Source organism: Azospirillum sp. OGB3 (assembly GCF_014192915.1).
Taxonomy (GTDB): domain Bacteria; phylum Pseudomonadota; class Alphaproteobacteria; order Azospirillales; family Azospirillaceae; genus Azospirillum.
Genome location: NZ_JACHYN010000002.1, coordinates 314,154 through 335,512, shown reverse-complemented (window position 1 = coordinate 335,512; position 21,359 = coordinate 314,154). Strand labels below are relative to the sequence as shown.

Below are 21,359 nucleotides of genomic sequence, written 5' to 3'. Positions count from 1 at the left end.
AGAACGCCTTGTCAGAACGCCTTGTCAGAACTCCTTCCAATCGTCCTCGTCGGCCGAGGCGCGCTGCAGGGTGGCCGAGGCCGCCTTGCCCGCCGCCGCCGGACGGGCCACAGGCACCGCCGCCTTGCGGGCGACCGGTTTGGCCGGGGCCGGCTTGGTCGGGGCGATGCTGCGCCGCAGAACCGGCGACGCCCCGCCATGATGGACGGCCGGAGCCGCCGCGAAGGCTGCGGCGTCCAGCTTGAAGAAGCTGACCAGGGAACGCAGGTCCGTCGCCTGGTTGGCAAGGGACTGCGCCGCCGCCGTGGTCTCCTCGACGAGCGCGGCGTTCTTCTGGGTCATCTCGTCCATCTGCGAGACGGTGGCGTTGATCTCGTCGAGGGCCGCCGCCTGCTCGGAGGAGGCCGAGGCCATCTCGGCGATCAGCCCGGCGACCTGCTGGACGCCCGACACGATGCCCTCCAGCGCGTCGCCGGCCTTCTTGACCAGCTCCACCCCGTCCTTCACCTGGCTGTCGCTGTCCAGGATCAGGCCCTTGATCTCCTTGGACGCCTGGGCGGAGCGCTGGGCGAGGTTGCGCACCTCCTGCGCCACCACCGCGAAGCCGCGCCCGGCGTCGCCGGCCCGCGCCGCCTCCACCGCCGCGTTCAGCGCCAGCAGGTTGGTCTGGAAGGCGATCTCGTCGATCACCCCGATGATGTCGGTGATCTTGCGGCTCGACGCCTCGATGCGCTTCATCGCGTCGATCGCCGAATCCGCCACCGTGCCGCCGGACTCCGCGGCGGTGCGGGCGTCGGCGGCCATGCCGTTGGCGCGCTGGGCGTTGTCGGCGTTGGAGCGCACCGTCGCCCCCAGCTCCTCCATGCTCGCCGCCGTCTCCTCCAGCGAGGACGCCTGCTGCTCCGTCCGCTCCGCGAGGTCGCTCGACCCCAGCGAAACCTCGGACGCCGCTCCGGAAATCGCGTCGGTGGCGCGCAGGATCTGGCCGACGATCTCCGACAGCTTGGCGGAGGTGGTGTTGACGTCGGTCTTCAGCGTCTGGAAGGCGCCCTGGTAATCGCGCTCCACCCGCTTGTTGAGGTCGCCCTGGGCGAGCGCGCTGAGCACCGCGCCGAGGTCGGCGATGACCGCCTCCACCGTGTCGGTCAGGCGGTTGATGCCCTCCGACATGGTCTTGTAGAAGCCGTCCTTGCCGGTCAGATCGAGGCGGCGCGACAGGTCGCCCTTCGACACGCCGTCGATCAGCGCGGCGATCTCCTCGCCGATCGCCGTCTCGCGGGCGCGCTGCGCCTCGTCGGCGCGGCGTTCGGCCTCCAGCCGCTCGCGCTCGGCCTCGTCCATCGCCTTCTTCTGGATGGCGTTGTCCTTGAACACCTGCACCGCCTGCGCCATCCGCCCGATCTCGTCGCGGTTGGCCAGCGCCGGGATGGTCACCGTCAGGTCGCCGCCGGCGAGGTTCGTCATCGTCTCGGTCATCGACACGACCGGCTTCACGATGGACCGCGCCACCGCCCAGGCCAGCAGCAGGCCGAACAGGAAGGCGCCGGCCGCGATCGTCATGTTGGCCGACAAGGTGCGGTCCATGCCGCCGGTGGTGTCGGCCAGCACGGCGTCGCGGTCCTTGCCCTCGATCGCGACGGTGCGGTCGGAGAGGTCGGCGAACTCGACGCCGCGGGCGCCCATGACGTCGACCAGCCGGGCGTTTTCCAGCATGACGGCGGCGGTCTCGCGGAACAGGGAGACGTAGCGGTCGGAGAGCTGGTCGGCGGCCAGCGCCGCGGCCCGGCGCGCGGGGTTGCTCAGACGCTCCGTCGCCCGGCGGATGGCCTCGCCGAAGGCGTCGTCGCGGGCTGATACCTCGGCGATGATCGACTCGTTCGGGCTGGTGAAGAAGCGCGACGCGGCCAGCCGCGCCAGCAGCAACTGCTCCTGCGCGAGGGCGGCGTTGGCCGCCGCCTCGTGCTCGCCGTCGGCGATCAGGGTGGAGACGAGTTGCGACACGGTCTCGCGCGCCTTCTCGCCCGCCGGGACGAGCTGTTCGGCGTAGAGGCGGTCGCGGCGCAGGCGAAGCTCAGCCAGCGTGTTGAAATCGGTCACGTAGTTGGCGAAGACCTGGTTCATCCGCTCCAGCAGGGCGCGGCGTTCGCCGGTCGTTCCGTCGAGCGCTCCCCGCAGGTCCTTGACGAGGGTCGCCTGGACGGCGCGCACCTGATCCGCCACCTTCGGGTCGCCGAACGTGTTGAAGGTCAAGGCGAGGCGGCGCATCTGGGCGACCTGCGCGTCGATGGAGCTGACCTGGATCGAGTGGTTGCTCACCGCCGCGTAGGATTCGAAGCCGTCCCGCGCCACCCCGAGTCCCCGCACGCCGATGGCGACCACCACCGCCAGCAGGAACAGAACCACGAGGAATCCAAAGTAAATGCGGGTTCCAACTTTGAAGCGCCCCGCCAGACTGCTTGTCTGCATCGACCTGATCCTTTGATTGCGAGTCGGCGGCGCAAAGGAAACTCGCCGTCGATCATCGCAGCCGTCCATAGCGGCCACCCTTCCCCGCCGGACCGGCGCTCCGGACCCGGCGCAGCCTGTGGCGCGAATCTTACCTCATACGACCTATCCGAATTTGATTATCAAAGTGTTTCCACACCAAGGCGAGGCTGCGGAATCACCGCAAATTAAAACATTCAGTCCATAAATCACGTCCAACGGCGCCCTTCCTTTCCATCCTCACATCCGGTGAAAGCACGCAACCGTCACGCGCGGCACAGCCAAGACGCCGCAATCAGTGCCTTCAACAGACCGGCCACAAGGGGGCGGGGGAATTCATATGCTCTTGCACATGCCTAAATCATGACCATGGCGCAGTAATTTAAGAGATTCCGCTTGCGCACAAGAAAGTTCTATGTGAACAATCTCTACAACATTCTCAAATCCTACATATTTATTCGCAAGCATTGGAGTTCCGGGTCCATGAGCGAACCAGCCGTGCGCAAAAGAGGGCGACGCGGGTCGCCCGAATCATGGTCGGTCGATGCACATGTCGGGCAGCGCGTGCGCATGCGCCGCACCTTGCTGGGCATGAGTCAGGAAAAGCTGGGCGAAGCCATTGGCCTGACATTCCAACAGGTTCAGAAATACGAACGCGGATCCAACCGGATTTCGGCCGGAACGTTGTATCGGTTGAGTCAGGTACTTGATGTTCCGGTGAGCTTCTTTTTTGATTACTACGACGCCCCGCAAGGGTCCGCCACAAAGACAGCCCGTACGGACATCGACCGGATCGGCGACAGCGCCATCAGCCGCCGCGAGGCCCGCATGCTGCGATTGTGGCGCGCCGCGCCGGACGGCGTTGGCGATGAGCTTCTGTCGCTTCTCAGTTCCTTGTCGCCGCACCTGCATGATGCCCGGGACGAGGAGAGTGGCGAACCGATGGGCGTCGTGGGCATCACGCCGAACGACCTCCTCCAGGGAAAGGGCCAGGGAAAGGGCCAGCGGGAAAGGGGCGTGCTGACGATCCCGACGGCGCCGACCGGCGGCCTCATCGCGACGGGGGGAAAGGCTTCCGTGGGAAAAACGGTTGTAAAAGGCGCCTCCCCCCGCATCAAGGTCGAGGCAACGGGCGGAAAGCGGCGGCGTCACGGCGCGGTCTGGGACCCGGCCGACATTTACCGGGCGGGCAAGCCCAACGCCGGCAAGCCAGGCAAGGCGTCCACCTGACGGCAAAACGTCGGTGGGGCGGCGCCGTCGGACGCCGTCCCACCGACCGGAATCCTCGCGGTACCCAGGATCAGAAGCGCAGAATCGCCGCAGTCGAGGCGCCGGACGGCAGCTCCTCCTTGGTCACCACATGCACCTCGCCGCCCCGCAGCAGCGTCTCGGTGGCGGCCTCCTCGACAAGGTCGACGGCACCGTCCGTCTCGTGGTGCAGCGGAAAGGCCCGGTGATAGTCCTCCCGGAAGTGCCCCCAGACCTTCTCGTTCTCGGCCACCAGAAGGACCCCGACCCGCCCCTCGCGCGCCGCCACCATCACGTCCTCGGCCCGCGTCGTCGTCCGTTCCGCCATGTTGCGGTCACCGTGGAGGGCGTTGAACCGCTCCACCGCCGTCCGGCGGGTCGATTCGAACATCGGCTGAACCAGCGCGTAGGCACGTTGATGCAACTCGGTGATCTCCAGCGCGTCGGGGTTCGCCACCACTCCCTTTTCCAGAAGTCCCTGAACATGCGCGCCCTTGCGCAGGTGCCCCTGGATTTCCTCGTCGGCGACCAGCACAAGCGGGCCGCGGAAAGGTTTCAGATGATCCTGAACCCGGCCGGCGACCCGCCCGAGATACTCGATGAGATGGGCCTTGCGCAGTTCCTCGGGATCTTCGCCGAAATTCTGAGTCTTGACCATCGACACGCCGCCGCGGTCCGTGCGGTTGGCTTGGCGGGCCGGCGGGGCGGAATGCAGGGTGTTCTCGTAATTGGTTTCGGCGTGGATCTCCGCCACGCCCTGCGGCAGATCGGCATCCTCCTCGGCGATGCCGTGGCGGGTGGCGCAGAACAGGCGGGACCGCCCGGCGGTGACGGCCAGGATCATGAAGGCCCCGTCATCCGCCAGCAGCGGGAGCAACGGCCGCAGCGTGAAGCGGGCGTTCACGACGACCTCCTCCGGCAGTTCGACGGGCACGCGGTGGATGGCCGACATGCCCTTGGCGAGGAAAATCGCCAGACCACGGTCCATGTGACGCCAGAAGTCGCTCTGCTCCAGCAGGTCGGAGGCCGGTTTCAGGAAAGCCTCGGCGTCCGGCCGGCGCAGGCCATGCTTCTCGCAGAGCTGGTCCTGGGCCTTGGCGAGCAGGTTGCGCAGCCGGATCACGTCTTGGCGGATGTCGCGCCCGGCGATGTGGGTGGGCAGGAAGATGGACACCGCCGGGGCGGCATCGACGGTCAGGAGCCGTTCCAGATCGTGTTTGCAGAACATCGCCTTCGTCGCCCTCCGTGTTGCTCGTTCGGGGAATTCCGATTGGAGCAACCGGCGCGTCGGGCCATGGTTCCGGGATGCCTACCGACTGGGCAGGCGTCCGGAACACGGCGTACGGCAAGTCAGCCTATGACGCCCGCGGCGAAAGCCCCCGCCCAGGACGGAGCGGTGTCACCATGTGCGAACCGGCCCGGTATCGATGTGTACGAAGCCGCTGCGCGGGTAATAGCCGACGCCACCGGCCTCCATGCCGCGGGCTGCGCTGGCGATGGCCTTCAACTCGACATCCGGCAGCATCACGTCGATGGCCATGCCGCGGGTGTGGTAGCTTTCCTTCGCCACCCCGCGCGAGCGGCGGCGGGCCATGGCGTTGGTGCGGCGCGACCGGTAGCCGCAGATGACCCGGAAGGGCTCGTCGCTGTCCAGCGTCTGGTGCAGGCGGGCCAACACGTCGAACAGGCGCGGATCGTAACGGCCGACCTGCTTGGCCCGATGATCGCGCAGAAGCACGTCCAGCGTCTTCAGCGCGTCCGGTCGATAGGCGCCGTTGGCCCAATAGACTCCGCTGAACTGTTCGTTGGTGTTGATGTTGTGCAGCGCCAGGCGGCGGACACCGCCGGCCAGAGGGGCGGCCAGGGCCGGTGCGGCGGGCACCAGAACCGGAACGGCCAGGGCGGTCAGGGTCGCGGCGGCGAAGGTCAGAAACCCACGGCGGCCGGTCTCGCGCCCATTCATCGGCGCGGCACGGTCGTCATTCCCCAAAAGCATCACTCCCTATGCATTTTGGTGATCGGGTCGCACCGTTCCAGCGCCGGACGACCCCCTATGGATTGTTCGAATAGGACCAAAATATTGTGGTCATAGCGAACGACTATTCCCTATAGGCTAGGGCTTGACCGGGATCAACCCGAAAATGGCCCGAATCGGTCACAAACCGGTCTCCAGCGCTCTCACCCGCGATGGTTGCCCCCTGGCCGGAGGCCGTACGCCCATTTCCCGACCCCTGCAATCTGCGTCCCAGCCTCGCCGGACGGGGCTCCACGTACTACATTCGATAGAAAGGACAGGGGATCGGACCACCTGCCAGCCGAGGACGGATCATGCACACATCCCAGACGCTTACCGACCAACGACGCCGCCCGGCGCCGGTCCTGGCCGCGCTGACGCTGGCGCTGTCCGTGATCGCCGGCACAGTCGCCACCCGCACCGACGCCGAGGCGGCCTCCTATCACGACACGCTGACCGGCTGGGCCGACCGGCTGGACGCCGCCGCCGCCCTGCTGGAGGCGGAATCGGAGCGTCCCATCACCCGCATCGGGTCCGGACCGCTCCTGAAGAAGGGCAGCAGCGGCGAGCGCGTGGAGCGGCTGACGCAGCGTTTGGCCGAACTGGGTTTCCTTGACCGGCTGCGCCAAGCCGATCTGTTCGACGAGGAGGTGGACACCGCGGTGCGCGCCTTCCAATTCAGCCAGCGCATGAAGGTCGACGGGCTGGTCGGCGGCGGCACGCGGGTGGCGCTGGACCGCAGCCCGCAGGAGGCGGCCGTCCAGATGCGGCGAAGCGCACTGTCCATGCGGGCCTTCCGCGACACCGCGCCGGGCACCGTGATCCTGGTGAACCTGCCCAGCCAGACCACCACGCTGGTCCGCGACGGGGAAGAGGCGCTGACCATGCGCTCGATCGTCGGGCGCCCATCGCGCGAGACTCCGCTGCTCCAGGACCAGATCACCCACGTCATCGTCAACCCGACCTGGACCGTGCCGCCCACCGTCCTGAAGGAGGACAAGCTGCCCCTGCTGCGGGCCAAGGGCACGCCGGGCATCGCCAACGCGGTGGTTTATCTGGACGGCGCCCCGGTGGAGCCGGCGATCGTGGACTGGAGCAACGTCTCGCCGCGCCGCGTGCGGATCGTCCAGCAGCCGGGCGACCACAACGCGTTGGGCCGGTATCGCTTCAACATGACCAACCCCTACAACATCTATCTGCACGGCACCAACGAGCCGAGGCTGTTCGACCGCGAGATCCGTACCGTCAGCTCCGGCTGCGTGCGCCTTGAGGATGCGCGCGGCATGGCCGAGGCGCTGCTGACGACCGAGCATGTGTCCACGGCGCGGCTCGACCGCATGCTGGACCGGCAGGAACCGCAATGGATCAAACTGACCCAGCCGGTGCCGGTGCGCTTCGTCTACTGGACGGCGACGGTGGACGACCGCGACGGCGTGCGGCTGCACCCGGACATCTACGACCTGAACGAGGACCCCGCTCCCGCCGCGGCACCGGACCCGACCGGCCCGACCTCGGCCGAACCGATGCCCCCGGCCCAAAGGGCCTGATCGCAGGCGGAGGGACAGACGGGAAAGCGCTCAAAGAAAAAGCCCCCGCGGGTTGGCGGGGGCTTTTCCTCAGGTGGCCCGCAATTCGGTGTCGGACCCGGACGCCCGCCAGACCTTGGAGGCGGTCGGGCCGGTGTCGCCCGCGGTTTCCACATACTTCACCGGGTCACCGGTCCTGAGCTGGTCCAGATCGACGTTCAGGCAACTGTTCCGGTGGAAGTAAAGCTGCGTCCCGGTGTTGGTGGTGATGAAGCCGTGATCCTCGTTCGGGTTCAGCTGCGAAACGCGGCCGGGCTGCTCCGGATCATGCACCTTCACGTCACGGCGCATCTTGTCCTTGTATTCCTTCAACTGCCGTTCCGCGGCTTCGAACGCGTCGCGGATCGACGTGCGGGCGTCGGGGTTGGCGTAGCGCTCCTTCGCCTTGTTCGGCTTGCGGCTGACCACGATGTCCTGGCCCGGCACCATCAGCTCGATGTGCACATCGAAGACGTTGCCGGTCTTGTGCTGACGGTGCTGGGCTTCCACGGCGACGCGCATGCCGACCAGCCGGTCGAACAGCTTTTCCGTCTTCTCCGCCCGTTCGCGGATGTAGGCTTCCAGCTCCGGCTGGGAGTCCATGTTGTGGAAGGCGATTTCCAGGTTCGTGTCCATGGGGAGTCCTCTCTAAGCACGACGTGAGGAAGGCGGTGGGAGCCGCCGTCAGGAGTCGCTGGCCCGGCCGGGGATGCGGAATTCCTCACCTTGGTCGGCAATGCCGGGCATCTCGCCCTGGTTTTCCATGCTCAGCACGGGTTCGACCGGCTCGGTCCGTTCCGCGGTGTCGTCGGGGCCGCGCGCCGGATTCGGGCGCAGCGTGTCCCGGTAATTGTCCTCGATGGCGATTTCCTCGCTCGCCAGTTTCCAATGGTCCTCGGCACGATCCTCCGGACGGCCTTCACGCTCCCAGATCTGGTGAGCGCGCGCTCTGATCCGGCTTTCCAAATCATCCGCCATCCGGGCTGCCTCCTGTCCGTTCTCGTTCCGCGCCGGCCTTGCACCTGATCCTGCCCCTTGGGGCGGGGGACACAGCAGACGCGCTCCCGGTCAACCACGCCGGAACACCGAAGGTTCCGCCTCAAAGGAGGGGCGGAGCGGGCGAACCAATGGAAGCCGCGCCGTTTGAATTAATCCCGAAGGGGTGGTATTCGACGACGGCGACGATCCGGAGGATAAACGTGTGAATCGGCCTGAACACGGACTCTCCCTCACGTCCTCGCTCCGCACGGGCATCCGCCGCTTCCGCTCCTCGCTGCTCGCGCTGCCCCTGGCCGCAGGGGTTCTGACGGCATTTCCGGACACCGACGTCCGCGCCGCGGATGGACCATCGTTGCTGCAACTCGGCCTTTTCCAAAGGGAAGGAGACGCCTGGTGGGCGTGGGACAGCCTGCGCCGCCGCTCCCCCGATCTGGCGGACGGGCTCAGCCCGGCGGTCGTTCCGCTCGACGCGCGACGCCAGGGCGAAGGCGTCGCCCTGCGGGCCACCGCCCCGGTCGGGCTGGACGTGACGGCGCTGTGCCGCCGCATGCTCGGCGCCGGCTTCGGCTGCCTCGTCCTCGAAGCGGCCGCCCCGAGCACGCTCCCTCAGGCACCGCCCCGGGCGCCGGAGATCACGCCGCCCGCCGACAGCGCGCAGGTTGCTCCACCAGGCCCGGCCGGGAACGGCAAGGCCGAGGTCGCGATCACCTATCCGCCGGAAGCTGTCCGCACCATGGCCGCCATCGAGAAGTCCGGGCGCCGCAAGGGCCGGCTGGGCGCGGTGATCCCCGACACGGCGCTCGACGTCATGCCGGCGACGCTGAAGGAGGAAGGCTGGAACCTCTGCGCCCTCACCTTCGACGACGGGCCGCACCGGGTGGTCACCCGCCAGATCCTGGAGGTGCTGAACCGCGAGAAGATCCCCGCGACCTATTTTCCAGTCGCCAGTGTCGCCGAGAACCAGGGCGAGGTGATCCGCGACTTCATCGCCGCCGGGCACGAGATCGGCAACCACAGCCTGACCCACGCCGACCTGCGCGCCATGGACCCCGAGGCGCAGCGCCACGAGATCGCCGAGGCCAACCGCATCCTGCGCGGCTTCGGCGCCAACCCGGTGCTGTTCCGCCCACCCTACGGGCGCTACACGCCCGACCTTCTGGCCATCGCCCGCGAGGAGAGCATGAGCCCGGTGCTGTGGACCGTGGACACCCGTGACTGGCAGGTCCGCGACCCCGACCGCATCGTGCAGCATGTGAAGACCGAGGCGGGAACCGGCAGCGTGCTGTTGCTGCACTCCACCTACCCGTCCACCCTCAACGCCCTTCCCCGCGTGATCGCCGCGATGCGCGCGAAGGGCTGCGAATTCGTCACCCTGTCGGAATGGATCGAGCGGATGCACCAGATCGCCACGCCGGCCACGGCCATGGCGCCGACCCTGGTCAATGCCGGTGTGAACAGCGGGATAAAGACCGGAGGGAAGCCCGGCCCAACACCTCTGCGCACCGCCAACTGAGCGGTACCGGCTGCCGGAACCGGGGCAGCCTCTTTATTTTCCGGTCTTCTGCTTGCGGATCTGCACGTATTTGCGAATGGTCGCCTCGACCTCCGGCGGCAGCATGTTCCAGGCGCCGGACACCGACCCGCCCTTGACCTCCTCGATGGTCACGGTGGCGGGGAAGGTGAACTTGCCGCAGGAGTCATCGACCCGCACGGTGATCCGCGCGGTCTGGCTGGGGATCAGGGATCCGTCGAAGCCGGTCGCCACGAAGCCCTTGTGGCTGACCCCGGCCAAGGGAAAGCTCTTTCCATCGAACTCGATGACATTGGACGCGCCAGCGGACGCGTTGGGCCGGCGCGGCGGCGCCTTCCTCTCATCCTTGACGGTGACCTTCAGAAAATCGAACAACCCCATGCGCAGCCCCCGCCGTACAGCGCCGTCCATCGCCACGGCGTCGTCACTTTATGCGCGGACTTACAAAAGGGAGCAACCGTGATTTCCCCGCCCGTTGGCGCTTCAACCCTGCGCTGCGGTCACACCCCTGCGTCGCTCCGGTGCGGCGGACAGCGCGTCCAGCGCCCGCCGGATGCACAACAGCGCAAAGGGCAGCAGAGTCGCCAGGACCGCGACCATGCCCGCCGCCACCGTCAGCACGCCCGCCACGTCGGCCCCGCCCAAATGGGCACCGAGGGTCAACAGCAGATGGAGGATCAACGCCGAAAGCGACGCCGCCGCCAAAGCGGGAACGGCAAATCCTTGCCGGCTCCGGCCTTGTGACTCTCCGGTCGCCGCGCGCCATGACCATCGTGGACGCGCCGCCGGACAAGACGTCCCATAGACATCCAGCATGGGCACTCCTCCCGTCAGTGCTCATCCGGCACCGGTTGGATTGGGGCAATACGCCGGGATGAGGCGCGACCACTATAGCGGCAAAAATGCGCGAAGCCTAAAATCTGAAGTACTTATTCTGATTGGACGGCTCTCCCGCCAAAGGTTATGGGCCGTGCAACGCTCCCTTCACCTCCCGCGTAGGCTCTCCACAGAGTCTGTGGATAACTGTGTTGACAAGGACCGGCTTTTCCCGATTCGAGTCAAGCGCGCCAAGGCCATAGCGCGATTTGCCCAAATTTTGAGCATGTCACACAAACCATTGAAATGCATTGCCTTTCCAGAATTTAGGAGGTGTTGCAGCGCTCACGCCTGTCAATTGGATTCTGATGCCGGACTCCCGGCGCGGCGATTTCGCGCGGGTCTGTGCCCTGTTGACAACTGAATGTTGGAATTCCCCGCAAGGGGCACCCCGATCCCGCCGCAACCTCTCCAACCGGCCGAAACGGTTCGTCCAACCATCCGTTCGCCGGTGTTACAATCCGGCCGTTCCACCTGGAGTCAGGGTCACGGTGACCGCGGTTCCGCCGCCCGGCTTGCTGAAGATACGGATGCCGCCGCCCATGCGTTCGACCAGCGCCTTGCAGATCAGCAGGCCGAGGCCGCTTCCCACCTCTCCATCGGCACCGGGCGCAGCGTGGTGCGGATCGATGCGGAACAGATGGGGCTGGAGTTCCTCCGGGATGCCCAGCCCATTGTCCTGAACCCGCACGGTCACCCGCCCATCCGCCTGCGCGGCGGACAGCATGACGATGCTTCCCGAAGGAGAGAAGCGCACCGCGTTCTCGATCAGATGCTTCAGCACCGTGTTCAGCGCGGACAGATCGCCCAGCACCGGAGTCGCGACAATGCGGTTGACGATCAGGATGTCGCGGGCCCGGGCACGGGGCTCCAACTCCTCCAACACGTCCTGAAGCAGGCCGCCCAGATCGTACACCCGCAGTTCGAACGGCACCTGATTCAGCTGCAGGCGGGACCACAGCGACAAATTCTCGATGGTCCGCATCATCTGCCGACCAGCGTCGCTGCACAGCGCGGCGTAGGCACCGAGCTGGGCGGTGCTCCGGCCGGGTCCGCCGCCCACCGGTTCGGAAAGCCCCGCGTCGGAGGAAATCATCTGCGTCGCGCCCAGGATGGCGCTCAGCGGGTCCTTCAGCTCCTGGCAAATCTGCCCGAGAAAGCGGTTCATCCGGGCGACCGCGTCCGCCAACTGGTCCACCCGCAGGGCGCGCTGAGTCTCCTCCTCGCTGCGGCGGGTGATGTCGGTGACGAAGATGCAGAACCCCGGCGCCGCCCCACCGGTCTCGCCGTCCAGCCGGGAGTCGTTGAGGATCGCGCGAAGCGGCATCCCGTCGGAGCGGATCAGGGTCACCTCGTAACTGCGGTGCGGGGTCAGGTCGCGAATGGCCGCCTGCCGCTCCAGCACGCCCCGGCTTTCCTCCGCCACATAGGACAGCAGGTGGGTTCCGACCAGCTCGCCGGCCCGGTAGCCGAGCAGCGCGCACAGCGCCGGGTTGACGGCGACGGTGACCAGTTCGCCATCCACCACCCAACAGGCCTGCGCGCTCTCTTCCAGAATCCGCCGGCTCAAGGCGTCCCAATCAACCGCCGGGCGCTTTGCCTTCGACAGCAGTGCCAGCATGACCCCTCCCGTCATCATCCTGCGCGGGTGGTCACACGGCCGTGTGTTCGTGAATTTTCGTTCCAGCCCGCTACCGATGATAGGCACGGCCGGCAGAAACCTTCAACAAAATGTGGGTTTCTCGAATGTCATGGCGCCGTCATCGAATCGTGTTTTTCCCCGATCCGCCGCTTTCTGTTCAGTAACCGGGAGTCTCCCGTGTCCTGTCTCCTTAACTACTTATGACGCTTTTCATAGGCAATATGACGATGGACGCGGATTCACCGATCTTCCGCCGTCGCTGCCCAGCAGCGCAGGACCTCCGCGACGCTCCAGGCCTGCGAGATGCAGCCGCGCGGGCTGAAAGGCGGTTCGGCGTCGAAGATCTCCGAGATCGTGCCGACCCCCGCCTGGTCCAGATGCGGCAGGAAGCCCTGGAGCAGTTCCCGCGCCCCCGCCTTGTCCTCCGGATGCAGCTTCAGCCAAGCGTCGACATAGGGGCCGATCAGCCATCCCCACACCGTGCCCTGGTGATAGGCGGCGTCGCGGGCACGCAGGTCGCCGAAGTATTTCGGCTTGTAGTCGCGCTGCCCCGGCGCCAGCGAGCGCAGCCCGACCGGGGTCAGCAGCCGCTGCCGCACCGTCTCCACCACCGGCTCCCAGCGGGCACGGTCCAGCACCGGGTTGTCGAGCGAGACGGCGAAGATCTGGTTGGGCCGGCAGGCGTCGTCGTCCCCCCGCTCCCCGTCCACCACGTCGTAGAGGTGCCCGGCGTGGGCGCACCAGAAGCGCGCGTTGAAGGAGGCGCGGGCCCGTTCCGCCAGCTCCTCCAGCGGGCGGGCCGCCTGGGTGTCCCCCTCCTCGGTCAGCCAGCCGGCGGTCAGGCACAGGGCGTTGTACCAGAGCGCGTTGATCTCAACCGCCTTGCCCCGGCGCGGCGTGACCACCCAGTCCTCGACCTTCGCGTCCATCCAGGTGAGCTGGTAGCCCTCCCGCCCCTGGCGCAGCAGCCCGTCGCCGGGGTCCACGGCGATGCCGAAGCGGGTGCCGCGCCGGTGATGGTCGATCACCTCGACCAGCCGGGGCAGCAGCAGTTGCAGCGTGTGCCGGTCCCCGGTCGCCCGGACGTAGCGGTTCAGCGCGTGGAAGAACCACAGGGTGGCGTCGGCGGTGTGGTACAGCCCCTCGTCCTTGCCGTCGGGGAACATGTTGGGGATCAGCCCGTCGCGGATGTAGTGGGCGAAGGTGCGCAGGATCCAGCCGGCCTCCATATGGCGTCCGGTGGTCAGGGTCAGCCCTTCCAGGCTGATCATGGTGTCGCGGCCCCAGTCGGTGAACCAGTGGTAGCCGGCGATCACCGTGCGCACCTCGTCGCCCTCGGCGCGGGCGCGCATCTGGTCGGCGACGCGGCCGGCCGGGACGAACAGGAAGCTGTCCGCCGACAGCACCAGCTCCGCCATCGGCCCGGCGCGCAGTGACGGGTGCGCCGTCCCGACGATGCGCCGCCGCCGCTCCTTCTCGAAGCGCAGGACGTCGGCGGGCGGCAGCGCCCACAGCCGCTGCCAGGGCTCGGTCGCGGCGACGAAGCTCAGCGTCTGGCCCTGGCTGAGCGGGCCGCTGAAATAGCCGGGCGTCCACAGCGAGCCGCGCGATTCGTAGCCGCGCTCGGCCTCCACCGGATAGACGATGTCGCGCCGCGCCCCGCCGTCCAGCGTCAGGGGAAGCTCCGCCCCCTCGATGGTCATGCGCAGCACCGGCAGTTCCGGCCCGGCCCAGACCTCGTACTCGTGGCCGCGGGCGGTGACCCGGTAGTCGCGGGCCAGCGGCTCGTCCACCGCCGATTCCAGCTTGCGGAAGGCCATCACCGGGCGTAGCCGCAGGCAGATCGGCTGCGGCGCCTTCACCACCCGGTAGGTGACATGGACGATGTTCTGCAGATGCGGCAGCACGATCTGCTTTTCGATCACAACGTCGCCGATCTCGTAGCGCCAGACCGGCAGCCCGGATTCCATGCGGAACTCGGCAAGGCCGGAGGGGGCGGCGTCCGACGGGTAGTTCGGGTCGGGCCACTGGTCCGCCTGCGGGTTGTGTCCGGTCAGCCGCCGCTCGGTGCCGTCCGGCTCGATCAGCACGTCGTTGAGCTGGCTCAGCATGACCACCCGGCCCAGCGGCGCCGGCAGGGCCGCCACCAGCAGCCCATGATACCGCCGCGTCACCGCCCCCGACAGGGAGGAGGAGGCGTAGCCGCCCAGCCCGTTGGCGACCAGCCATTCGCGGGACAGCGCGGCGTCCGGCGCGGACCGCACGACGTCGCGGGTGATCTTGCGGATGTAATCAGCCATGGGTCTCCTGCGCGCTCGCGCCGTTGCCTTCGCCCCGTTCCCCGTCCGGAACAACCTCCTTGGCGGCCAGGACGACCGCCGCATGGCCGGGCAGCCGCCAGCCGCTGTCCGGCGATTCCAGCGGGGCGATGCCGCAGCCGCCGTAGCGAGGGTCCTCGCTGGACCACAGGGGCGTCCAGTCCCTGCCAACCGGCGGCGCCAGCAGCGGTTCCGGCAGGACTTCCAGCCGCAGGTCGCGGCCGAGATTGACCAGCAGCAGCCGGTCGTCCCCGCACCCTCCAAAAAAGCGCAATGCGAACGCCTCCTCCCCCAGCACGGCGCCGTCCAGCCCGCCGTCACCCTGCCCGCGGAACACCGGGTCCTCGCGGCGCAGACGCAGAAGGTCGCGGTGCAGCGCCCAGACCTCCGCATGAATGTCCCGCTCCGCGTGGTCGAGCGTGCAACGCCGGAAGGTCTCCTCGTCCTGGGGGCGCATCAGGTGGGCGCGCATGGCCGGGGTGGCGAGGCTGGGGAACTGGGACAGGAACTCTCCCCGCCCCTCTTCCACCTTGCCGGCCAGACCGGGTTCGTGGTCGGCGAAATAGTAGAAAGGCGCGCTGGCCGCGAACTCCTGTCCCTGGAACAGCATCGGGGTGCCGGGACCCAGCAGCAGCAGCGCGGTCAGCGCCCGCAAACGTCCCGGCGTGGTCAGGGCGTGCACCCGCTGGCCCCGGCCCGAATTGGCGATCTGGTCGTGGTTCTGGAGAAAGGTGACGAAAGTCGGCCGCGGCAGCCCATAAGCCGGAGAGCCCCGCCGTTTGCCCTGCCAGCGGTACCATTGCCCCTGGTAGAGGAAACCGTGCTTGACCGCCGACAACAGTTCCTGCGGCGTGCCGCGGTAGTCGGTGTAGTAGGCCTCGTTCCGCCCCGTCAGGGCGACCTGGGCCGTGTGGTGGAAATCGTCGTTCCACAGCGCGTCGAGTCCATAGCCGCCCCGCTCCACCGGTGTCGCCATGGCGGCCTGCTGGGATTCGTTCTCCCCGATCAGCAGGGTGCCGCGCCCGCGCGCCGCTTGGCGGACGGCTTGCCCGATCTCCTGGATGATGTGTGGGGTGGAATCGTCGAAGATCTGCTGGGTGGCGTCCAGCCGCAGCCCGTCGAGATGATACTCGTCGATCCAGAAGGCGGCGTTCGCCCGGAAGAACTCCCGCACCGGGCCGCAGTTCGGGCCGTCGAAATTGAGGGCGTCCCCCCACTCGTTCTTGTAGCGGGTGGTGAAGTAGTCCGGGGCGAAGCGGGACAGGTAGTTCCCGCTGGGGCCGAGGTGGTTGTAGACCACGTCGAGGATCACCGCGAGGCCCAGCGCGTGGGCGCGGTCCACGAAGCGCCGCATGTCGTCCGGATCACCGTAGAGCCGGGTCGGGGCGAACAAATCCACCCCGTCGTAGCCCCAGCCGAAGCGGCCCGGAAACTCCGCCACCGGCATCAGCTCCAGAACCGTCACCCCCAGTTCCGCCAAACGCGGCAGTTCGCGCGCCGCCGCATCCCAGCGGCCCTCCGGCGTGAAGGTGCCGATGTGCATCTCATAGATCACCTGCCCGCGCAGGCCGCAGCCCGTCCAGCCGGTGTCGGTCCAGGCGAAGGCGGACGGGTCCACCACCTGCGACGGCCCCTCCGGCCCGTCGGGCTGGAAGCGGGAGGCCGGGTCGGGGAAGGCCGGGCCATCGTCGAGCTGGAACCGGTAGAGGCCGCCCACCGGCACCTCCTCCACCAGGGCGGAGAAATAGCCGTCGCCTTCCGGCTCCAGAGCCACCGCGCGCTCCTCCGGCCCGACCAGCAGTTGGACGCTGCGGCAGGCGGGCGCCCAGACCCGGGCCGATACCCGGTTGCCGGGCGCGGGCTCGACGCCGATGGGACAACGGCGGACGGCGGAGGCCGAACCGCTGGAACGCGCTGCATCGGGAGGACTCGACACGGAACGCTCCCACCGCAATGTTTCGATCATCGGCCCCCAACAGGCGCCGCCTCCCTTCGTCCCACGGGCGATCCATCGGAGCCGGCGCCATCCCTCCGAAAGGTCTCCCGCCATGCCGCCCCCGTCGCCGCGCGTCTTGATCTGGAACGAATTCCTCCACGAACGCCGGGACGAGACGGTGCGGGTCCACTACCCCCAGGGCATCCACGAGGCGCTGGCCGCCCCCCTGCGCGCCGCCGGGCTGACCGTGGAGACCGCCACGCTGGACGAACCGGAACACGGCTTGACCGAGGAGCGGCTGAACGCCGCCGACACGCTGGTCTGGTGGGGCCACCGCGCCCACGCCGAGGTGTCCGACGCGGTGGTGGAGCGGGTGAAGCGGCGGGTGACCGAGCAGGGCATGGGCCTGGTCGCCCTGCACTCCAGCCATTTCGCCAAGCCCTTCCTGGCGCTGATGGGCACCGGCTGCTTCCTGAAATACCGCGTCGCCGGCGAGAAGGAGCGGCTGTGGGTCGTCGATCCCGGCCACCCCGTGGCGGCGGGCATCGTGGACTGCATCGAATTGGATCATGAGGAGATGTATGGGGAGCCCTTCGACGTGCCCCCGCCCGACGACCTCGTCTTCCTGAGCTGGTTCCAGGGTGGCGAGGTGTTCCGCAGCGGCTGTGGCTGGCGGCGGGGGCTGGGCCGCGTCTTCTACTTCCGTCCCGGCCACGAAACCCACCCCACCTACCACCACCCGCAGATCCAGCGCGTGATCCTGAACGCCGTCCGCTGGGCCGCGCGGCCGGAGGGGCTGGAGGCGCCGGTGCGCGGCCGGCGGGAGACTCCGCTGGAGCCGATCCCGCCCCGTCCGTGAAGGGTCAGACCCGCTCGCCGAAGCTCTCGGCGGCAGCGTCGATCACCGCGGGGTGGGCGCGCAGCGTGTTGAGGGCCGTTTCCTGCTGCGACCCGTCCATCTCCAGCGTGACGATGACGTCGACGGCGCCGCCGCGCTCCGCGTCGCGTTCCTCGCGCGCGGTCTGGACGATGTGGCCGCAGCGGTCGCGCAAGCCCCCAAGAATCTCCGCCTCGACGCCGCGCCCTTTCTCCGCCGGGTAGGCGTAGACGATCTTCATGGCTTTCCCCCCTTCATCCTGGCCTGTCGTCACGGCGCGAAAACGACCCGCATGCAGTCGTCGGCCTTCTCCTTGAACATGCGGTAGCCCTGGGGCGCGTCGTCCAACGCCCATTTGTGGGTCAGCAGATAGGCAGGATCGAGTTCGCCCTTCTCGATGTGCTCGAACAGGCGCTTGACGTAGCGCTGGCCGTGCTGCTGGCCCATGCGGAAGGTCAGCGCCTTGTTCATCGCCGCCCCCATCGGGAACTTGTCGATGAGGCCGCCATACACGCCGACGATCGACAGCGTCCCGCCCTTGCGGCAGCACTGGATCATCTGGCGCAGGACGGCGGGCCGGTCGCTTTCCAGCCGCAGGGCCTGCTTGCCGCGATCGTACAAGTCTTCAATGGCCAGACCCTTGGTGGACGGGGCGCCGCTGTCCGCCTCCATGCCCACCGCGTCGATGCAGACGTCCGGCCCGCGCCCGCCGGTCATCGCCAGCAGGGCGTCGTAGATGTCGACGCGGCTGTAATCCAGCGTCTCCGCTCCCGCCTTCATCTGGGCGGCGCGCAGCCGGTCGGGGAAGCGGTCGATGCCGATCACCCGCTCCGCCCCCATCAGGAAGGCGCTCTTCATCGCCATCTGGCCGACGCCGCCGCAGCCCCAGACGGCCACCACGTCGCCCGGCTTGATGTTGCCCATGTCGGCGGCCATGTAGCCGGTCGGCACGGCGTCGGAGACGAAGACCGCCTGCTCGTCCGTCACCCCCTCCGGCACGCGGAAGCAGTTGGTGTCGGCGAAGGGGACCCGGATGTACTCGGCGTGGCTGCCGGCGTAGCCGCCGAAGGCGTGGCTGTAGCCGAAGATGCCGGCGGTGCAATGGCCGTAGGCCATCTCCTCGAAGGCCGGCTGCGGGTTGGAATTGTCGCAGAGCGAGAATTCCTCGTGTTCGCAGTGCCAGCACTTGCCGCAACCGATGATCGACACGGTGATCACCCGGTCGCCGCGGTTCAGCCGCGTCACCTCCGGTCCCTTCTCGACCACCTCGCCCAGGAACTCGTGGCCGATGATGTCGCCGGCCCGCATGGTGGGGACGTAGCCGCCGATCAGGTGCAGATCCGACCCGCAGACCGAGGACAGGCCGACCTTGATGATCGCGTCCTGCGGGGCGAGGATCGTGGGGTCCGGCACCCGCTCCACCCGCAGGTCGTTCACGCCGTTCCAGCAGAGCGCCCTCATCCCGTCACCTCGCGCAGTTTGGCTGTCACCCGGCCCCGCTCGGCCCGCCCGCTCGGCTGACCCTCGATGGTGGGAAGCTCCCCGACCTCCATGATCCGCTTCAGCCGGCGCAGCGCCTCGCGCGCCTGCTGCTCCGGCGCGGCGCCGAACAGGCGGGACACGGCGTCGCCGCCGGCGCCGCCCGGCGGATGGTAGGCCAGCGTCAGGCTGACCTCCGTCCCGCGTCCACCCGGCGCCGGACGGAACAGGACGGTGCCGCGGTGCGGTAGGTCCGCCCCCTCCAGCGTGTGCCAGGTGATGAGTTCGTTCTCCCGGACCTTGTCCAGCCGGCTGTTCCAGACCACCGGAACGCCGCCGGGGCCATGGGCCTTCCAGCGGCTTTCCGTGTCGGACAGGATCTCCACGGCGTCGAGGTGTGGGAACAGCGCCGCCAGATGGCGGACGTTGCGCCAATGGCGGAACAGCTTGTTGGCCGGGACCGCGATGGTGACGTTCGCCTGGGTGGTCGTCGGCTCCCGGCGCATTGCCGGCAGAGCAACCTGCCGCAGCGGGCTGGACAGCGGGACCCCCGCCGCCCCGGCGAGGAACAGCCCGCCGCCGAGCGCGGCCAGCGTCCAGCTTCCACGCCGCGCCCCGGCGAAGCCCAGCGCCGTGCCGCCGAGGATGGCGGCCCAGCGTTCAAGCGTCCCGGCGGAGCCCTCAAGGCGCCGCCCGCCGTCCCGGCCCCTGGTCATTGCCCGTCCTTCTTCTTCAGCAGGTCCAGCTCGTACAGCCCCTTCATCAGGTCGCGGTGCAGGTCGATGCGCTCCGCGATGTCGGTGTAGTGGGTGGCGTCCGGGGCCCGCCCGGCCTCGTCCAGCGCGCGGTCCCACTGGTTTCCGGCGAAATCGCCGCGCCCGACGAACATGACCGCGCGCAATTCCATCCGTTGTTCGGGGGTCAGGTCCTCCAGCATCCGGTTCAACTGGCTCAGCGCGCCGCTGGCGTCGGCAGACAGGATGCTGAGGGCGTCGAGATCGGTCGGGTTCCGCGAACCGCGTTCGCTGGTCTGCTCCCCGAGGTCGATGTTGCGCATTCCTGCAAGGAAACGCTGGCGGTCGGCCACGGCCTCGTACGCGAGGTCGGCGGCCTGCTTCACGGTATCGACCGAAATCTGTTTGAGCATGTGTCGCACTTCTTTTCAGTTGCACGGCTTTGCCCGACGCCAACAGCCGGGCCGGGGGTTCGTCGCGGAAGCAGCGGCGGTCAGCCGTCCCGCTTGCGCTGCTCGTCGGAAGCGCCGCGGGACCCGCCGGAGCCCGAGCCGCGCTCGCGCCCCTGCCCGCTGGCCTGGTTCTGGCCGGGCTTGTTGCCGGCGGCCTTGTCCGCATCCTCATGGCCGGATTTGGCGGCCTTTCCGGCGCCGCCGGACTGGTGCTTTTCCTGCTCGGTGTCGCGGTTGCTGCGGGACATGGGGTTTCTCCCGGTGTGGTTTGTCGGATTGGCGGCGCCCGACGCTGCAGGGCGTTGCGCGGGGCCCTTATCACGGGGCCCTTATCATGGGGCCAGTGTCGCGAACCGCCTCCCGGCACAACCGGAGACGGTGCGGCGAGGTTCCGAAGCAACAGGCCGGAGCAACGGAGATGCCCGGTGGCTTGTTAATCCCGCAAGACCTTGGCAAGCCGGAGAACACCCATGCCGCTCCTGTCGGCGCAGATCGGTGACACCGTGGACGAGGGGTTCGCCCCCGTGCGGCTGGACACCGACCGCGGCACCGTGGACGCCCGCCTCTACCCCGCCCCCGATGGCCATAAGGCAACGGAAACGCTTGGCGTGATCTGGCTGGGGGGCGTCGGCGGCGGCTTCGACTCGCCGGCCCGCGGGCTCTATCCACGGCTGGCCGAGGATCTCAGGCCGGACGGCATCGCCTCTCTGCGCGTCGGCTACCGCAACCCGCGCGCCCTGGACGAGGCGGTCTACGACGCGCTGTGCGGCCTGACCTTCCTCGGCCGGATGGGCATCCATCATGTCGCCCTGGTCGGCCATTCCTTCGGCGGGGCGGTGGCGATCCAGGCCGCAGCCTCCAACCGCGGCGCGGTCTGCACGGTGGTGACGCTGGCCACCCAGGGGCTGGGCACCGACGCGGTGGCGGACCTGAGCTGCCCGGTGCTGCTGGTCCATGGCGAGGCCGACGAGGTGCTGACGCCGATGTGCTCCATCCACGTCCACCGCATGGCGCGCGAGCCGAAGAAGCTGGTCCTGATGCCCGGCGCCGGGCACTGCCTGGACGAGACCGCCGAGGCCGTCTGCCGCGAGGTGCGCGACTGGCTCAAGGCTCAACTGCTGGAGCGGTAGGGCATATCCTCTCCCCCCACGGCACCCTCCGGGATTAGGCTGCGGCCACCTCCCCGAAAAGCCCGGAGCCTGCC

The 21,359-nt window shown here is 68.4% G+C and carries 19 protein-coding genes and 1 pseudogene; 5 read left to right on the top strand and 15 right to left on the bottom strand.

Annotation, left to right across the window (positions count from 1 at the left end):
* Window positions 1-24 precede the first annotated feature (24 nt).
* Entirely contained in the window at window positions 25-2,466 is a 2,442-nt protein-coding gene (locus FHW79_RS05430; protein WP_183177991.1) for a methyl-accepting chemotaxis protein, read from the bottom strand.
* Between the two features lie 501 nt (window positions 2,467-2,967).
* Here FHW79_RS05430 and FHW79_RS05425 point away from each other — a divergent pair.
* Window positions 2,968-3,219 (top strand): annotated as a pseudogene (locus tag FHW79_RS05425) (helix-turn-helix transcriptional regulator); the annotation flags it as partial.
* A gap of 565 nt (window positions 3,220-3,784) precedes the next feature.
* Here the strand turns inward: FHW79_RS05425 and FHW79_RS05420 are convergent.
* Both FHW79_RS05420 and FHW79_RS05415 read right to left on the bottom strand, forming a co-directional pair.
* Window positions 3,785-4,960: a hypothetical protein gene (locus FHW79_RS05420; protein ID WP_183177990.1), complete on the bottom strand. Its 1,176-nt coding sequence runs from the start codon at window positions 4,958-4,960 to the stop codon at window positions 3,785-3,787.
* Between the two features lie 171 nt (window positions 4,961-5,131).
* Window positions 5,132-5,728 carry a DUF882 domain-containing protein gene (locus FHW79_RS05415; RefSeq protein ID WP_183177989.1) on the bottom strand — a complete coding sequence of 199 codons (597 nt, stop codon included), beginning with the start codon at window positions 5,726-5,728 and terminating at the stop codon, window positions 5,132-5,134.
* A gap of 332 nt (window positions 5,729-6,060) precedes the next feature.
* Between FHW79_RS05415 and FHW79_RS05410 the strand changes: the two genes are divergently transcribed.
* The gene (locus tag FHW79_RS05410; protein WP_183177988.1) at window positions 6,061-7,293 is read left to right on the top strand and encodes a L,D-transpeptidase family protein; all 1,233 of its coding nucleotides are present in this window, start codon (window positions 6,061-6,063) and stop codon (window positions 7,291-7,293) included.
* Window positions 7,294-7,362: 69 nt separating this feature from the next.
* Here the strand turns inward: FHW79_RS05410 and FHW79_RS05405 are convergent, their stop codons facing one another.
* Both FHW79_RS05405 and FHW79_RS05400 read right to left on the bottom strand, forming a co-directional pair.
* Window positions 7,363-7,947, bottom strand: coding sequence for an HPF/RaiA family ribosome-associated protein (locus FHW79_RS05405; RefSeq protein ID WP_183177987.1), 585 nt, complete (start codon window positions 7,945-7,947; stop codon window positions 7,363-7,365).
* A 48-nt stretch (window positions 7,948-7,995) separates the two neighbouring features.
* Entirely contained in the window at window positions 7,996-8,289 is a 294-nt protein-coding gene (locus tag FHW79_RS05400; protein WP_183177986.1) for a DUF2934 domain-containing protein, read from the bottom strand.
* A gap of 223 nt (window positions 8,290-8,512) precedes the next feature.
* Between FHW79_RS05400 and FHW79_RS33495 the strand changes: the two genes are divergently transcribed.
* A complete protein-coding gene (locus FHW79_RS33495) occupies window positions 8,513-9,823 on the top strand; it encodes a polysaccharide deacetylase family protein (protein WP_348984050.1) in 1,311 nt (436 codons plus the stop codon).
* 33 nt (window positions 9,824-9,856) lie between these two features.
* Here FHW79_RS33495 and FHW79_RS05390 read toward each other — a convergent pair whose 3' ends face one another.
* The 5 genes from FHW79_RS05390 to treZ all read right to left on the bottom strand — a co-directional run bounded on the left by FHW79_RS05390 (window position 9,857) and on the right by treZ (window position 16,613).
* Window positions 9,857-10,252 carry a hypothetical protein gene (locus tag FHW79_RS05390; RefSeq protein WP_247884182.1) on the bottom strand — a complete coding sequence of 132 codons (396 nt, stop codon included), beginning with the start codon at window positions 10,250-10,252 and terminating at the stop codon, window positions 9,857-9,859.
* A 72-nt stretch (window positions 10,253-10,324) separates the two neighbouring features.
* Window positions 10,325-10,522, bottom strand: coding sequence for a hypothetical protein (locus tag FHW79_RS05385; RefSeq protein ID WP_183177985.1), 198 nt, complete (start codon window positions 10,520-10,522; stop codon window positions 10,325-10,327).
* Between the two features lie 649 nt (window positions 10,523-11,171).
* Window positions 11,172-12,338: a PAS domain-containing sensor histidine kinase gene (locus tag FHW79_RS05380; RefSeq protein WP_183177984.1), complete on the bottom strand. Its 1,167-nt coding sequence runs from the start codon at window positions 12,336-12,338 to the stop codon at window positions 11,172-11,174.
* A 260-nt stretch (window positions 12,339-12,598) separates the two neighbouring features.
* Complete coding sequence (locus tag FHW79_RS05375; RefSeq protein WP_183177983.1) at window positions 12,599-14,659, bottom strand: amylo-alpha-1,6-glucosidase; 2,061 nt, start codon at window positions 14,657-14,659, stop codon at window positions 12,599-12,601.
* The gene (treZ, locus tag FHW79_RS05370) at window positions 14,652-16,613 is read right to left on the bottom strand and encodes a malto-oligosyltrehalose trehalohydrolase (RefSeq protein WP_348984049.1); all 1,962 of its coding nucleotides are present in this window, start codon (window positions 16,611-16,613) and stop codon (window positions 14,652-14,654) included. Before treZ ends, FHW79_RS05375 begins: the two co-directional genes overlap by 8 nt.
* A 112-nt stretch (window positions 16,614-16,725) precedes the next feature.
* Here treZ and FHW79_RS05365 point away from each other — a divergent pair, with 112 nt between their 5' ends.
* Window positions 16,726-17,472 carry a ThuA domain-containing protein gene (locus FHW79_RS05365; protein ID WP_183177981.1) on the top strand — a complete coding sequence of 249 codons (747 nt, stop codon included), beginning with the start codon at window positions 16,726-16,728 and terminating at the stop codon, window positions 17,470-17,472.
* Between the two features lie 4 nt (window positions 17,473-17,476).
* Here the strand turns inward: FHW79_RS05365 and FHW79_RS05360 are convergent, their stop codons facing one another.
* From FHW79_RS05360 to FHW79_RS05340, 5 genes are all read right to left on the bottom strand, one after another.
* Window positions 17,477-17,731 carry a hypothetical protein gene (locus FHW79_RS05360; protein WP_183177980.1) on the bottom strand — a complete coding sequence of 85 codons (255 nt, stop codon included), beginning with the start codon at window positions 17,729-17,731 and terminating at the stop codon, window positions 17,477-17,479.
* Window positions 17,732-17,760: 29 nt separating this feature from the next.
* Window positions 17,761-18,951, bottom strand: a complete 1,191-nt coding sequence (locus FHW79_RS05355; protein ID WP_183177979.1) for a zinc-dependent alcohol dehydrogenase — start codon at window positions 18,949-18,951, stop codon at window positions 17,761-17,763.
* A complete protein-coding gene (locus FHW79_RS05350) occupies window positions 18,948-19,685 on the bottom strand; it encodes an SRPBCC family protein (RefSeq protein ID WP_183177978.1) in 738 nt (245 codons plus the stop codon). Before FHW79_RS05350 ends, FHW79_RS05355 begins: the two co-directional genes overlap by 4 nt.
* Window positions 19,682-20,116: a DUF3775 domain-containing protein gene (locus tag FHW79_RS05345; RefSeq protein ID WP_183177977.1), complete on the bottom strand. Its 435-nt coding sequence runs from the start codon at window positions 20,114-20,116 to the stop codon at window positions 19,682-19,684. Before FHW79_RS05345 ends, FHW79_RS05350 begins: the two co-directional genes overlap by 4 nt.
* Window positions 20,117-20,196: 80 nt before the next feature.
* A complete protein-coding gene (locus FHW79_RS05340) occupies window positions 20,197-20,403 on the bottom strand; it encodes a hypothetical protein (protein WP_183177976.1) in 207 nt (68 codons plus the stop codon).
* A gap of 222 nt (window positions 20,404-20,625) precedes the next feature.
* On the opposite strand from FHW79_RS05340, the gene FHW79_RS05335 reads away from it, so the two are divergent.
* Window positions 20,626-21,285 (top strand): dienelactone hydrolase family protein, encoded by a 660-nt coding sequence (locus tag FHW79_RS05335; RefSeq protein WP_183177975.1) that lies wholly within the window; start codon window positions 20,626-20,628, stop codon window positions 21,283-21,285.
* Window positions 21,286-21,359: the final 74 nt, after the last annotated feature.